Source organism: Stutzerimonas stutzeri (assembly GCF_000219605.1).
GTDB classification, from domain to species: domain Bacteria; phylum Pseudomonadota; class Gammaproteobacteria; order Pseudomonadales; family Pseudomonadaceae; genus Stutzerimonas; species Stutzerimonas stutzeri.
Genome location: NC_015740.1, coordinates 2,814,482 through 2,826,847, shown reverse-complemented (window position 1 = coordinate 2,826,847; position 12,366 = coordinate 2,814,482). Strand labels below are relative to the sequence as shown.

Annotated in this window: 14 protein-coding genes; 11 read left to right on the top strand and 3 right to left on the bottom strand. The window is 61.8% G+C overall.

What is annotated here, in order from left to right:
- The first annotated feature begins 3 nt into the window (after positions 1–3).
- The 8 genes from PSTAB_RS13090 (at position 4) to sthA (ending at position 7,318) form a co-directional block, all read left to right on the top strand.
- Positions 4–1,215: an NADH:ubiquinone reductase (Na(+)-transporting) subunit B gene (locus tag PSTAB_RS13090; RefSeq protein ID WP_013983272.1), complete on the top strand. Its 1,212-nt coding sequence runs from the start codon at positions 4–6 to the stop codon at positions 1,213–1,215.
- Positions 1,208–1,996, top strand: a complete 789-nt coding sequence (locus PSTAB_RS13085; protein WP_013983271.1) for a Na(+)-translocating NADH-quinone reductase subunit C — start codon at positions 1,208–1,210, stop codon at positions 1,994–1,996. Before PSTAB_RS13090 ends, PSTAB_RS13085 begins: the two co-directional genes overlap by 8 nt.
- Positions 1,993–2,667, top strand: coding sequence for an NADH:ubiquinone reductase (Na(+)-transporting) subunit D (locus PSTAB_RS13080; protein WP_170910719.1), 675 nt, complete (start codon positions 1,993–1,995; stop codon positions 2,665–2,667). The genes PSTAB_RS13085 and PSTAB_RS13080 overlap by 4 nt, the downstream gene beginning before the upstream one ends.
- Positions 2,667–3,275, top strand: coding sequence for an NADH:ubiquinone reductase (Na(+)-transporting) subunit E (gene nqrE / locus PSTAB_RS13075; RefSeq protein ID WP_013983269.1), 609 nt, complete (start codon positions 2,667–2,669; stop codon positions 3,273–3,275). Before PSTAB_RS13080 ends, nqrE begins: the two co-directional genes overlap by 1 nt.
- 12 nt (positions 3,276–3,287) lie before the next feature.
- Complete coding sequence (gene nqrF / locus PSTAB_RS13070; protein ID WP_026006610.1) at positions 3,288–4,514, top strand: NADH:ubiquinone reductase (Na(+)-transporting) subunit F; 1,227 nt, start codon at positions 3,288–3,290, stop codon at positions 4,512–4,514.
- A 127-nt stretch (positions 4,515–4,641) separates the two neighbouring features.
- Positions 4,642–5,565 carry an FAD:protein FMN transferase gene (locus PSTAB_RS13065; RefSeq protein WP_013983268.1) on the top strand — a complete coding sequence of 308 codons (924 nt, stop codon included), beginning with the start codon at positions 4,642–4,644 and terminating at the stop codon, positions 5,563–5,565.
- Positions 5,562–5,789 (top strand): (Na+)-NQR maturation NqrM, encoded by a 228-nt coding sequence (gene nqrM, locus PSTAB_RS13060; protein WP_041771783.1) that lies wholly within the window; start codon positions 5,562–5,564, stop codon positions 5,787–5,789. The genes PSTAB_RS13065 and nqrM overlap by 4 nt, the downstream gene beginning before the upstream one ends.
- Positions 5,790–5,923: 134 nt before the next feature.
- Positions 5,924–7,318 carry a Si-specific NAD(P)(+) transhydrogenase gene (sthA, locus tag PSTAB_RS13055; RefSeq protein ID WP_011913755.1) on the top strand — a complete coding sequence of 465 codons (1,395 nt, stop codon included), beginning with the start codon at positions 5,924–5,926 and terminating at the stop codon, positions 7,316–7,318.
- Between the two features lie 144 nt (positions 7,319–7,462).
- On the opposite strand, the gene PSTAB_RS13050 is transcribed toward sthA, so the two are convergent.
- The 3 genes from PSTAB_RS13050 to PSTAB_RS13040 are packed head-to-tail and all read right to left on the bottom strand — an operon-like array spanning position 7,463 to position 9,129.
- Positions 7,463–8,185: a glycerophosphodiester phosphodiesterase gene (locus tag PSTAB_RS13050; protein ID WP_013983266.1), complete on the bottom strand. Its 723-nt coding sequence runs from the start codon at positions 8,183–8,185 to the stop codon at positions 7,463–7,465.
- Positions 8,182–8,490 carry a hypothetical protein gene (locus tag PSTAB_RS13045; RefSeq protein WP_011913753.1) on the bottom strand — a complete coding sequence of 103 codons (309 nt, stop codon included), beginning with the start codon at positions 8,488–8,490 and terminating at the stop codon, positions 8,182–8,184. The genes PSTAB_RS13050 and PSTAB_RS13045 overlap by 4 nt, the downstream gene beginning before the upstream one ends.
- Before the next feature lie 3 nt (positions 8,491–8,493).
- Complete coding sequence (locus PSTAB_RS13040; protein ID WP_013983265.1) at positions 8,494–9,129, bottom strand: PilZ domain-containing protein; 636 nt, start codon at positions 9,127–9,129, stop codon at positions 8,494–8,496.
- Positions 9,130–9,161: 32 nt separating this feature from the next.
- Between PSTAB_RS13040 and PSTAB_RS13035 the strand changes: the two genes are divergently transcribed.
- The 3 genes from PSTAB_RS13035 to PSTAB_RS13025 are packed head-to-tail and all read left to right on the top strand — an operon-like array spanning position 9,162 to position 12,359.
- The gene (locus PSTAB_RS13035; RefSeq protein ID WP_041771782.1) at positions 9,162–10,409 is read left to right on the top strand and encodes a lipoprotein-releasing ABC transporter permease subunit; all 1,248 of its coding nucleotides are present in this window, start codon (positions 9,162–9,164) and stop codon (positions 10,407–10,409) included.
- A gap of 7 nt (positions 10,410–10,416) precedes the next feature.
- The gene (lolD, locus tag PSTAB_RS13030) at positions 10,417–11,115 is read left to right on the top strand and encodes a lipoprotein-releasing ABC transporter ATP-binding protein LolD (RefSeq protein WP_013983263.1); all 699 of its coding nucleotides are present in this window, start codon (positions 10,417–10,419) and stop codon (positions 11,113–11,115) included.
- Positions 11,115–12,359 carry a lipoprotein-releasing ABC transporter permease subunit gene (locus PSTAB_RS13025; protein ID WP_026012454.1) on the top strand — a complete coding sequence of 415 codons (1,245 nt, stop codon included), beginning with the start codon at positions 11,115–11,117 and terminating at the stop codon, positions 12,357–12,359. Before lolD ends, PSTAB_RS13025 begins: the two co-directional genes overlap by 1 nt.
- The last annotated feature ends 7 nt before the right edge of the window (positions 12,360–12,366 follow it).

The following is a 12,366-nucleotide window of genomic DNA, read 5'->3' as shown; positions in this document are numbered from 1 at the left end:
GGCATGGGCATTCGCGCATTCCTCGACAAGATCGAGCATCACTTCGAAAAGGGTGGCAAGTACGAAAAGTGGTACGCGCTGTACGAAGCCGCCGATACCTTCCTTTATCGTCCGGGCAGCGTCACCAAGACCACCGCGCACGTGCGTGACGGCATCGACCTCAAGCGCATGATGATCACCGTCTGGTTGTGCACCTTCCCGGCGATGTTCTTCGGCATGTGGAACACCGGTTACCAGGCCAACCTGATCTATGCGCAGAGCCCCGATCTGTTGGCGGCGCAGGAAGGCTGGCGCTTCGCGCTGATCGGCGCGCTGGCCGGCTTCGACCCGGGCAGCCTGTGGGATAACTTCATCCAGGGTGCGGCCTACTTCCTGCCGATCTACGCGGTGACCTTCATCGTCGGCGGTTTCTGGGAAGTGCTGTTCGCCTCGATCCGCAAGCATGAAGTCAACGAAGGTTTCTTCGTGACCTCGGTGCTGTTCGCCCTGATCCTGCCGCCGACCATCCCGCTGTGGCAGGTCGCGCTGGGCATCAGCTTCGGCGTCGTGATCGGCAAGGAAGTCTTCGGCGGTACCGGCAAGAACTTCCTCAACCCGGCGCTGACCGCGCGGGCCTTCCTGTTCTTCGCCTATCCGGCACAGATGTCCGGTGATGCCGTGTGGACCGCGGTCGATGGCTATGCCGGTGCAACCGCGCTGAGCCTGGGCTTCGCAGGTGGCATCGAGAATGTGATCAGCAGCGGCATCACCTGGATGGACGCCTTCGTCGGCACCATTCACGGCTCGATCGGTGAAACCAGCACCCTGGCCATCTTCATCGGCGGCGCCGTCCTGATCGGCAGCAAGATTGCCTCCTGGCGCATCGTCACCGGCGTGATGCTGGGCATGATTGCGCTGAGCACGCTGTTCAACCTGATCGGCTCCGAGACCAACCCGCTGTTCGGCATGCCCTGGTACTGGCACATGGTCGTCGGTGGCTTCGCCTTCGGCATGATCTTCATGGCGACCGACCCGGTGTCGGCCTCCATGACCAATACCGGCAAGTGGGTGTTCGGCATCCTCATCGGTGTTATGGTCGTGCTGATCCGCGTGGTCAACCCCGCCTTCCCGGAAGGCATGATGCTGGCGATCCTGTTCGCCAACCTGTGCGCACCGTTGATCGACCACTTCGTCATCCAGGCCAATATCAAGCGGAGGCTGGCACGCAATGTCTAGTCAAAAAGAATCCACCGTCCGTACATTGACGGTTGCCTTGCTGGTCTGCCTGGTCTGCTCGGTATTCGTTGCTGGCGCAGCGGTAGCGTTGCGCCCGACGCAACTGGAGAACCGCCAACTGGACAAGCAGCGCAGCATCCTGGCGATCGCCGGGCTGGGCGAGGCGGGCATGTCCGCCAATCAGGTCAAGGCGCTTTATAACGAGCGAATCATTGCCAGGCTGGTCGATCTGGAAACCGGCACGTTCAGCGACGAGTTCGATCCGCAGACCTTCGACCCGCTCGTGGCTGCGAAGGATCCGGCACTCTCCGAGGCGCTTCCCGGTTCGGAAGACATCGCTTCCATCAAGCGCCGTGAGCGTTACAGCACTGTTTATATAGTGGAAGAAGACGGCCAGCTCGACACGCTGATCCTGCCGGTGCGGGGTTATGGTCTGTGGTCCACGCTGTACGGCTTCATGGCCGTCAAGGGTGACCTGGATACCATCGCCGGCTTTGGCTTCTACCAGCATGGCGAAACCCCCGGTCTCGGTGGCGAAGTCGATAATCCGAAATGGCGTGGTCTGTGGACGGGCAAGGAGTTGTTCGATGACAACGGCAAGCTGGCCATACAGATCGTCAAGGGCAACGTAGATCCGCAGAGCGCCAAGGCAGATCATCAGGTCGACGGCCTGGCGGGCGCGACCCTGACCAGCAACGGCGTGAACAACCTGTTGCACTTCTGGCTGGGCGAGAACGGCTTCGGCACCTTTATCGCTAAACTGCGCACAGGGGAGGCATGAGCATGTCGCAACCCACTATCAAACAAGTTCTGTTCGATCCGATATTCAATAACAACCCCATCGGCCTGCAGATCCTCGGCATCTGTTCGGCCCTGGCGGTCACCTCGAACCTGAAGACCGCGCTGGTGATGTCCATTGCCTTGACGCTGGTCACCGGGTTCTCGAACCTGTTCATCTCGATGATCCGCAGCCAGATCCCCAGTTCGATCCGCATGATCGTGCAGATGGTGATCATCGCCTCGCTGGTGATCGTGGTCGATCAGGTGCTCAAGGCCTATGCCTATTCGCTGTCCAAGCAGCTGTCGGTGTTCGTCGGCCTGATCATCACCAACTGCATCGTGATGGGCCGGGCGGAAGCATTCGCCATGCAGAACCCGCCCGTGGTGTCGTTCTTCGACGGTATCGGCAACGGTCTGGGCTACAGCGCCATGCTGATCGTCCTGGGGGTCATCCGCGAGCTGTTCGGTGCCGGCAAGCTGATGGGTTACACCATCATTCCGGTGGTCAACGATGGCGGCTGGTATCAGCCCAATGGCTTGTTGCTGCTTCCCCCTTCGGCCTTCTTCCTGATCGGCCTGATCATCTGGGGCATTCGCACCTGGAAGAAGGAGCAGCTTGAAAAACCCTCGTTCAAGATGGCCCCGCAAGTCTCTAACAAGGAGGCTTACTAATGGAGCATTACATTAGCCTGTTCGTCCGCGCCGTGTTCATCGAGAACATGGCCCTGGCGTTCTTCCTCGGCATGTGTACCTTCATCGCCATCTCGAAGAAGGTGGAGACGGCCATCGGTCTGGGCATCGCGGTCATCGTGGTGCAGGCCATTACCGTACCGGCCAACAACCTGATCTATGCCTACCTGCTCAAGGCTGGGGCTTTGTCCTGGGCCGGATTGCCGGACGTCGATCTGAGCTTCCTCGGCCTGCTCAGCTACATCGGCGTGATCGCGGCAATCGTGCAGATCCTCGAGATGCTGTTGGATAAATACGTACCCAGCCTCTACAACGCGCTCGGTGTGTTCCTGCCGCTGATTACCGTGAACTGCGCCATCATGGGTGGCACGCTGTTCATGGTCGAACGCGACTACAACCTCGGCGAGAGCGTGGTGTATGGCGTGGGCTCGGGTCTGTCCTGGGCGCTGGCCATCGCGCTGCTGGCGGGTATTCGCGAGAAGCTCAAGTACAGCGATGTTCCGGATGGGTTGCAGGGGTTGGGTATCACCTTCATCACCATCGGACTGATGTCGCTGGGCTTCATGTCTTTCTCTGGCGTACAGCTGTAAGGACGGAACGAACTGATGAGTTACGAAATTTTCCTCGCCATCGGTATGTTCACCGCCATCGTGCTTGCGCTGGTGGTGATCATCCTGGCTGCGCGCGCCAAGCTGGTATCCAGCGGCGACGTGTCCATCGAGATCAACGGTGAGCGAACCATCACCGTTCCGGCCGGCGGCAAGCTGCTGCAGACGCTGGCTGCCAACAACATCTTCCTCTCGTCCGCCTGTGGCGGCGGCGGTACCTGCGCGCAGTGCAAGTGCATCGTCGAGAGCGGTGGCGGCGAGATGCTGCCCACCGAGGAGTCGCACTTCACCCGTCGTGAGGCCGGTGAGGGATGGCGTCTGTCCTGCCAAACCCCGGTCAAGGCGGACATGAAGATCGAGGTCCCGGAAGAAGTCTTCGGCGTGAAGAAGTGGGAGTGCACGGTGGAGTCCAATCCCAACGTGGCTACCTTCATCAAGGAGCTGACGCTTCGTCTGCCGGAAGGCGAGAACGTCGACTTCCGCGCAGGCGGCTACGTCCAGCTGGAGTGCCCGCCGCACGAAGTGCGTTATCGGGATTTCGACATCCAGGAGGAGTATCGCGGCGACTGGGACAAGTTCGATCAGTGGAAGTACGTATCGAAGTGCGACGAGACCGTCATTCGTGCCTACTCCATGGCCAACTATCCGGAAGAGCGCGGTCTGGTGAAGTTCAACATCCGTATCGCCTCGCCGCCGCCGGGTCGTGACGATGTGCCGCCGGGCAAGATGTCGTCCTACGTGTTCAGCCTCAAGCCGGGCGACAAGATCACCGTCTACGGACCCTTCGGTGAGTTCTTCGCCAAGGACACCGACGCCGAGATGGTCTTCATCGGTGGTGGTGCCGGCATGGCGCCGATGCGTTCGCACATCTTCGATCAGCTCAAGCGTCTGAAGTCCAAGCGCAAGATGAGCTTCTGGTACGGTGCGCGTTCCATGCGCGAGGCCTTCTACGTCGAAGAGTACGATCAGCTGCAGGCCGAGAACCCGAACTTCGAGTGGCATCTGGCGCTGTCCGATCCGCTGCCGGAAGACAACTGGGACGGCCCGACCGGCTTCATCCACAACGTGCTGTACGAGAACTATCTGAAGGACCATCCGGCCCCGGAGGATTGCGAGTTCTACATGTGCGGCCCGCCCATGATGAACGCCTCGGTCATCAAGATGCTCACTGACCTGGGTGTGGAGCCGGAGAACATCCTGCTCGACGACTTCGGCGGCTAGCATGATCCGAGCTTCACTCAGATCCATTGCTGTCGCGTCTCTCCAGCCCGTCATCGCTGTCGCTCTCGCGACAGCCCTGACGGGCTGTCTGTTTCAGGACAAGGTCGAAGCCTTCACCGGGCCGACCATGGGCAGTACCTATACGATCAAGTACGTGCGCAGCGGCGATGTTCCGGCCAAGGAAGTCCTGCATGGCGAGGTCGAGGCCATCCTCGCCGACCTCGACAAGCAGCTGTCGACCTATCGCAGCGATTCCGACGTCGAGCGTTTCAATGCCTTGCCGGGTGGAGCCTGTGAGCCGATGCCGCAGGCGGTGCGCGAATTGGTCGCAGCGGGCGACCAGCTGTCGGCGGACAGCGACGGCGCATTCGACCTTACACTCGAGCCCTTGCTCAACCTTTGGGGCTTTGGCCCGCAGGGGCGCAGCGAGCGTGTTCCGTCTGAGGAAGAGATTGCCGAGGCGCGAGCGCTGACGGGCCACCGACATCTGCGTATCGAAGGCGATCAGCTGTGCAAGTCGGTCGCGCTGCAACTGGACTTCAACAGCATTGCCGCGGGATATGCGGTGGACCGTGTGATCGATCGCCTGAAAGAACTGGGCGTGCGCAGCTATCTGGTGGAGATCACCGGAGAGCTCAAGGCCGAAGGCCGCAAACCCGACGGATCGCCCTGGCGCGTCGCCATCGAGGCCCCCCGGGACGACCAGCGCGTAGCGCAGAAGATCATCGAGCTCGACGGAATGGGCGTCTCGACTTCCGGCGACTATCGCAACTATTTCGAGCTGGAAGGGCGGCGCTATTCACATACGCTGAACCCGCTGAGCGGCCGGCCGATCGAGCATCACCTGGCTGCGGTCACGGTGATCGACAGGTCGACCTTGCGTGCGGATGGGTTGTCTACCGCGCTGATGGTGTTGGGCCCCGAGCAGGGTCTGGCGCTGGCTGAGCGTAACGCCATCGCCGCGTTTTTCGTCGTCCGTGAAGGGCAGGGTTTCGCAACAACGAGCACCAAGGCTTTCAATGAGCTGTTTGGTGCGGGAGTAGAGCAATGACCTGGTTACTGGTTTTCCTGGTAATGGTACTTGTCGTGGCCGGCATGGCCATCGGCGTGATCATGGGGCGCAAGCCCATCGCGGGGTCCTGTGGTGGCATCGCCAATCTGGGCATTGAGAAGGAATGTTCGATCTGCGGCGGAAGCCGCGAGAAATGCGAGGAAGTGAACGAGGCGAAGCGCTCGGGCAATACGGACCTCGCCTACGACGCCACCAAGCGCTGAACCCTTGGGGCGTGGCGAGCTGGCCGGTCCAGGCGGGATGGCGGCTGAGAGGCCGCGCGCAGAACCTTTGCGTTTCGGCTTCGGCGAATTTGTTGACAGCAGCGGCGTACCTCGCTGCGTTTTCAGGAGTGTATATGGCGGTCTATAACTACGATGTGGTGGTACTGGGTTCTGGTCCAGCCGGGGAGGGCGCGGCGATGAACGCCGTCAAGGCGGGACGCAAGGTCGCCGTGGTAGACAACCGTCCGCTGGTCGGGGGCAACTGCACGCACCTGGGCACCATCCCGTCCAAGGCGTTGCGCCATTCGGTGCGGCAGATCATGCAGTACAACACCAACCCGTTGTTTCGCCAGATCGGCGAGCCGCGCTGGTTTTCCTTTCCGGATGTTCTGAAAAGCGCCGAAAAGGTCATCAGCAAGCAGGTCACCTCCCGTACCAGCTATTACGCGCGCAATCGCATCGACACCTTCTTCGGTACTGCCAGCTTCTCCGACGAGCAGAGCGTGGAAGTGGTCTGCCTCAACGGCATGGTGGAAAAACTGGTCGCCAACCAGTTCGTCATCGCCACCGGCTCGCGCCCCTACCGGCCGGCCGATATCGATTTCAACCATCCGCGCATCTACGACAGCGACACCATCCTGACTCTGAGCCACACGCCGCGTCGGATGATCATCTACGGTGCCGGTGTCATCGGTTGCGAGTACGCATCGATCTTCAGCGGCCTGGGTGTACTGGTCGATCTGATCGACAACCGCGAGCAGCTGCTCAGCTTCCTCGACGACGAGATTTCCGATGCGCTGAGCTACCACTTGCGTAACAACAACGTGCTGATTCGCCACAACGAAGAGTACGAGCGGGTCGAGGGGCTGGAGAACGGCGTGATCCTGCACCTCAAGTCTGGCAAGAAGATCAAGGCAGACGCCTTCCTCTGGAGCAACGGGCGTACCGGCAATACCGACAAGCTCGGCCTGGAGAACATCGGTCTGAAGGCCAACAGCCGCGGCCAGGTGCAGGTCGACGAGCACTACCGCACCGAGATCGGCAACATCTATGCGGCCGGTGACGTGATCGGCTGGCCATCGCTGGCAAGCGCCGCCTACGACCAGGGTCGCTCGGCCGCGGGCAGCATTGTCGAGAACGATTCATGGCGTTTCGTCGATGACGTGCCGACGGGCATCTACACCATTCCGGAGATCAGCTCGATCGGCAAGAACGAGCGTGAGCTGACCCAGGCGAAGATTCCCTACGAAGTGGGCAAGGCATTCTTCAAGAGCATGGCGCGGGCGCAGATTTCCTTCGAGCCGGTAGGGATGCTGAAGATCCTGTTCCATCGCGAAACCCTTGAAGTGCTGGGTGTGCACTGCTTCGGTTACCAGGCGTCGGAGATCGTCCACATCGGTCAGGCGATCATGAATCAGAAGGGCCCTGCCAACAGCATCAAGTACTTCGTCAACACCACCTTCAACTACCCGACCATGGCTGAAGCCTATCGGGTGGCGGCGTTCGACGGGCTCAACCGGCTTTTTTGAGCGGCTCCGGCCGGCGGCCTGAGCCGGCTGGAGAGGGCTGGGACTCCCGGGATTGGCACTGGCCGAACCGGGAGAGCTTCTGATCAGGTGAGACGATCCGGCAGCGCCTGTGCTGCCGAGTCGCCGCAGGCGCAGGTTTAACGGTCAGGCCTGCGCCAATGTGCTCACCGCCAGGCCCGGATAGTCGGTGATCAAGCTGTCCACGCCGAAGTCCGCCAGGCGCCGCATCAGCGCCGGTTCGTTCACCGTCCAGACCGAAACATGCAAGCCCTGCTTTCTTGCCTTCTCCAGGCGTTCCGGGGTGCACAGCGTCCACTTCAGTGCCAACAGATCACAACCATGCTGACGGGCCACCTTGAGCGGGTCGAGCCAGTTGTATTCTGCGACCAGTCCTCGTGAGATTTCCGGTGCCAGTCGATTCAGAGCCCGCAGGACCTCCCGTGAACTGGAGGTGACCGTGATTCGCTCCTTGAGCTGATAACGCTCGGCCAGCTCTTTGATCGCCATTACCGTGCGTGCGGCGCGAACCCGCGAAGCACTCTTGACTTCGAGCTGCCAGTGCTCGAAATCGCACTTCTCGAACAGCTCGCTCAGCCGTGGAATGGGGCAGGGCGTCTTCCAACCCGTGCCGCCCTGGCGGGCGTCGTACTTCACCAGTTCTGCGGCGTCGTGCTGGGCAACCTTGCCTCGGCGACCGGTGGTGCGCTTGAGCGTCGGATCATGGATGACCATCAACTCGCCATCGCGGGATAGGTGCAGGTCCAGCTCGCAGCGGCGTACGCCATGCTGCAGGCATTGCTCGAAGCTCGCCAGGGTGTTCTCCGGAGCTTCGCCCTTGGCGCCGCGGTGGCCGTAGATGAGTGTCACGGTTGTTGATCTTCCTTCACGGGTGGTTGAGCGCGCTGGTGGTGACGGACGCTGTTGATGACTCGGTCGCGTTCGAAATATACGGAGAATTCCCGATAATCCCAGCGGGTGATCGGCGGCTGGCCAACGGCCGGGTGCTCCTCGTCGGCGAGCCCGAAACGGTCCAGAACCTTGATCTTGGAGTCGCCACGCGCAGGCATCGCCATCTCGGGCTGGCCTTGCTGGCCGACGGGTATGCGAATTTCTTCGGCGAACAGCGACGGGCTGAATGTCAGTGTGAACAGCAGGGTCGCCAGGCGGCGCATTGGTCAATCTCCTTGCAGGCTTTCCAGGGCCAGGCGCCTCTCCAGCGCCTGTTTCTGCAGGATATGCCGAGCAAGCAATTGTCGCTGTGCATCAGTCAACGCTTCGAACTCGGTGCCGATGTCGTAGCGCCCGTCCTGCATCGCGGTGCTGTAGATCACCCGTGCCGGCAACAGCAGGCCGAGCCCTTGCGGCAGCAGGACCAGCTTCAGCGTGACGACCTCGCCTTCCGCCAATGGCTGTTTGCTGACGAAGCTGATGCCGCCTTCGGAAAGCACCACCGGCTGCGGTGCGCTCTGATCCTTCAGCAGGTCCTGCGCCAATGCCTGCCCCAGCAGCTCGATTCGCTTGTTCTGTACCTTGAGGTAATTGGCCAGCGTGCGGTTGCTCTCGGCAATCTGGCGTAACAAGTGCTGTGCTTCGAAATCCAGCTGGTGAAGCTCCCCGAGCAGGCTGAACAGCGCAGGCAGAGGCTCGCTTCCGGCGGGGTGGTCGTGGCTCGCCGGGATGATTTCCAGTGCCACGCGATCCTCGATACGGTAGTATTCGCGGCGTTCTTCAGTGTCTTGTGTCGGCATGGCGATACCCGGGTAGCGTTGATGGCCAGAGTGTATCAGGCCCCGCGGTGGCGTCAGCTGCATGTTGTTTTCCCCGCCAGCGAACCCGTCGATCTATGTTCAGACCGCTGTCCGTGTACATCGGGGCGCGCTATACACGCGCCAGACGTCGCAGTCTCTTCGTCTCCTTCATTTCCCTGACATCCATGATCGGGCTCGCACTTGGCGTGCTGGTGATGATCGTCGTGCTGTCGGTGATGAATGGCTTCGATCATGAGATGCGCACTCGCGTGCTGGGCATGGTGCCCCACGCGACCATCGAAAGCCCGACGCCGATCAACGATTGGCAGGCACTGGGCGCACGCCTCGAACAGCATGCCCAGGTGCTGGCCTCCGCGCCCTTCATCCAGAGCCAGGGGCTGCTCACCCATCAGGGCCAGGTGACCAAGATCCTGATCAATGCGGTCGAGCCCCAAGCGGAGCGACAGGTGTCGATCATCGACCAGTTCTTCCGCGAAGGCTCGCTGGATGATCTCAAGCCCGGCGAGTTCGGCATCGTCATTGGCGACAAGGCAGCCGCCAAGCTCGGCGTTGCGGTCGGCGACAAGATCACCTTCGTCGCCCCGGAAGTGACCGTGACCCCCGCGGGCATGTTTCCGCGCATGAAGCGGTTCACGGTCACCGGCATCTTCCATGTCGGTGCCGGCGAGATCGACGGTTACGTCGCCCTGGCCAACATTGCCGACATGGCTCGCTTGCAACGCTGGCAGCCGGATCAGGTGCAGGGGCTGCGCCTGCGCTTCGCCGATCTGTTCCAGGCGCCGCGTATCGCCTGGGAATTGGCCGGTCAGCTCGGTGACGACTTCTATTCCCGCGACTGGACCCGCACCCACGGCAACCTCTACCAGGCGATCCGCATGGAGAAGGCCATGATCGGGCTGCTGCTGCTGCTGATCGTCGCGGTCGCGGCCTTCAACATTATCTCCACGCTGGTGATGGTGGTGACCGACAAGCGCGGCGACATCGCCATCCTGCGCACGCTGGGCGCTACGCCGAAGCAGATCATGGCGATCTTCATGGTCCAGGGTACGGTGATCGGCGTGGTCGGCACCTTGGTCGGCGCACTGCTCGGCATGTTCGCTGCCGTCAATGTCAGCAGCTGGATCGCCGCGCTGGAGCGGCTGATCGGGCACAAGTTTCTGAGTGCCGACGTGTATTTCATTGACTACCTGCCGTCCCAGCTGATGGCGGCCGATGTGATCCAGGTCTGCGTCGCCGCGCTGATCCTGAGTTTCCTCGCGACCCTGTATCCGGCCTGGCGTGCCGCGCGCACCCAGCCGGCAGAGGCGCTACGTTATGAGTGAGCGGGTTATGAACGAGCTGTCTTCGCAAAAGCAGGCGGTGCTGAGTTGCCGCAACCTGGGCAAGCGCTACGAGCAGGGCCCCGAATCGGTGGAGGTCCTGTCCGGGCTGCAACTTGAACTGTTCCCCGGGCAGCGCGTGGCCATCGTCGGCAGCTCCGGCTCGGGCAAGAGCACGCTGCTGAACCTGCTCGGTGGGCTCGATACGCCGAGCGAGGGCAGCGTCTGGCTGGCCGGCGAGGAGTTGTCGGCGTTGAACGAGAAGGATCGCGGGCTGCTGCGCAACCGCGCATTGGGCTTCGTCTATCAGTTCCATCACCTGCTTGCCGAGTTCACCGCGCTGGAGAACGTTTGCATGCCGCTGCTGATCGGGCGCACGCCGATCCCGGAAGCGCGGCAGCGAGCGTCGGCTCTGCTGCAGCGGGTCGGCCTCGGCCATCGCCTGGAGCACAAGCCTGCGGAGCTGTCCGGTGGCGAGCGACAGCGCGTGGCCATCGCTCGGGCATTGGTCAACGAGCCGGCACTGGTATTGCTCGATGAGCCAACCGGCAACCTGGACCATCACACCGCGCAAGGCATTCAGGATCTGATGCTCGAACTCAGCACCTCGCTGCATACCGCTTTTCTCGTGGTTACCCACGACCGCCAGCTTGCCGCCCAGATGGACCAGGTGCTGCGGCTGGAAGACGGGCGCCTGGTGGCCGAATGATGTTCAGGCCTATCAGCGTTTTCATCGGCAGCCGCTACACCCGTGCCAAGCGGCGCAATCATTTCATTTCGTTCATCTCGCTGACCTCGTTGATTGGCCTGGCGCTGGGTGTGCTGGCGATGATCATGGTCCTGTCGGTGATGAATGGCTTCCAGCGTGAAATGAGCGCGCGGATTCTCGGGATGGTGCCCCACGCGACGGTCATCGGTGAGCAGCCGCTGGATGACTGGCAGGCGGTTGCCGCGCGTCTGTCGGCACACCCGCAGATCGTCGGCATGGCGCCGGTGACGCAGCTCGAAGGCATGCTGTCGTTCAAGGGCAGCATGCAACCGATCCAGATCAGCGGCATTGATCCACAGGCGGAGGCGCAGGTGTCCATCGTTGGCGAGCGTCTGGTCGGCGGCAGCCTGGATGCGCTCAAGCCTGGCGAGTACGGTGTGATCATCGGTCTGATGACCGCGCGCCGGTTCGGGCTGAAGCTGGGCGACAAGCTGACGTTGATCGTCCCTGAGGTCAGTTCGTCTCCCGGTGGCGTCACGCCGCGTATGCAGCGGCTGAACGTGGTCGGGGTGTTCAAGGTGGGCGCCGATCTGGACGGCAGTCTGGGGATGATCCATCGCGCCGACGCCGCGCAGATCCATCGCTGGATGCCGCAACAGGTTCAGGGCGTGCGGCTCAAGCTTGACGACCTCTACCGTGCGCCGGAGGTGGCCGCACAGGTACAGGCTACGCTGGGCAAAGGCTACCGCGTGGAGGACTGGTCCTACACCCAGGGCAGCCTGTTCAGCGCGATGAAGATGGAAAAGACCATGATCGGCCTGCTCCTGATGCTGATCGTCGCGGTAGCGGCGTTCAATATCATCGCCACCCTGATCATGGTGGTCGCCGACAAGCGTGCCGACATCGCCATTCTGCGGACGCTGGGGGCGACGCCGCGGCAGATCATGGCGATCTTCATGGTCCAGGGCAGCATCATCGGCTTCAGCGGCACCGTGATCGGCGTGATCCTGGGTGTGCTCGGCGCGCTGAACGTCAGCGACCTGGTGACCTGGCTGGAACGGCTCTCCGGACAGCACATCTTCAGCTCCGACGTCTATTTCATCAGTACGCTGCCTTCGGAACTGCGTCTGGATGACGTGGTGCTGGTATCGCTGGCGGCGCTTACCCTGAGCTTTCTCGCCACGATCTACCCGGCCTGGCGCGCCGCGCAGACCCAGCCTGCCGAGGCCCTGCGCTACGAATGACCGGCTC

Coding starts and splice junctions, on each gene's coding strand:
- PSTAB_RS13080 (WP_170910719.1), top strand. CDS start 1,993: ATGAGCATGTCGCAACCCACTATCAAACAAGTTCTGTTCGATCCGATA.
- lolD (WP_013983263.1), top strand. CDS start 10,417: ATGAACGAGCTGTCTTCGCAAAAGCAGGCGGTGCTGAGTTGCCGCAAC.
- PSTAB_RS13085 (WP_013983271.1), top strand. CDS start 1,208: ATGTCTAGTCAAAAAGAATCCACCGTCCGTACATTGACGGTTGCCTTG.
- PSTAB_RS13035 (WP_041771782.1), top strand. CDS start 9,162: ATGTTCAGACCGCTGTCCGTGTACATCGGGGCGCGCTATACACGCGCC.
- sthA (WP_011913755.1), top strand. CDS start 5,924: ATGGCGGTCTATAACTACGATGTGGTGGTACTGGGTTCTGGTCCAGCC.
- PSTAB_RS13025 (WP_026012454.1), top strand. CDS start 11,115: ATGTTCAGGCCTATCAGCGTTTTCATCGGCAGCCGCTACACCCGTGCC.
- PSTAB_RS13065 (WP_013983268.1), top strand. CDS start 4,642: ATGGGCAGTACCTATACGATCAAGTACGTGCGCAGCGGCGATGTTCCG.
- PSTAB_RS13040 (WP_013983265.1), bottom strand. CDS start 9,129: ATGCAGCTGACGCCACCGCGGGGCCTGATACACTCTGGCCATCAACGC.
- nqrM (WP_041771783.1), top strand. CDS start 5,562: ATGACCTGGTTACTGGTTTTCCTGGTAATGGTACTTGTCGTGGCCGGC.
- PSTAB_RS13090 (WP_013983272.1), top strand. CDS start 4: ATGGGCATTCGCGCATTCCTCGACAAGATCGAGCATCACTTCGAAAAG.
- nqrE (WP_013983269.1), top strand. CDS start 2,667: ATGGAGCATTACATTAGCCTGTTCGTCCGCGCCGTGTTCATCGAGAAC.
- PSTAB_RS13045 (WP_011913753.1), bottom strand. CDS start 8,490: ATGCGCCGCCTGGCGACCCTGCTGTTCACACTGACATTCAGCCCGTCG.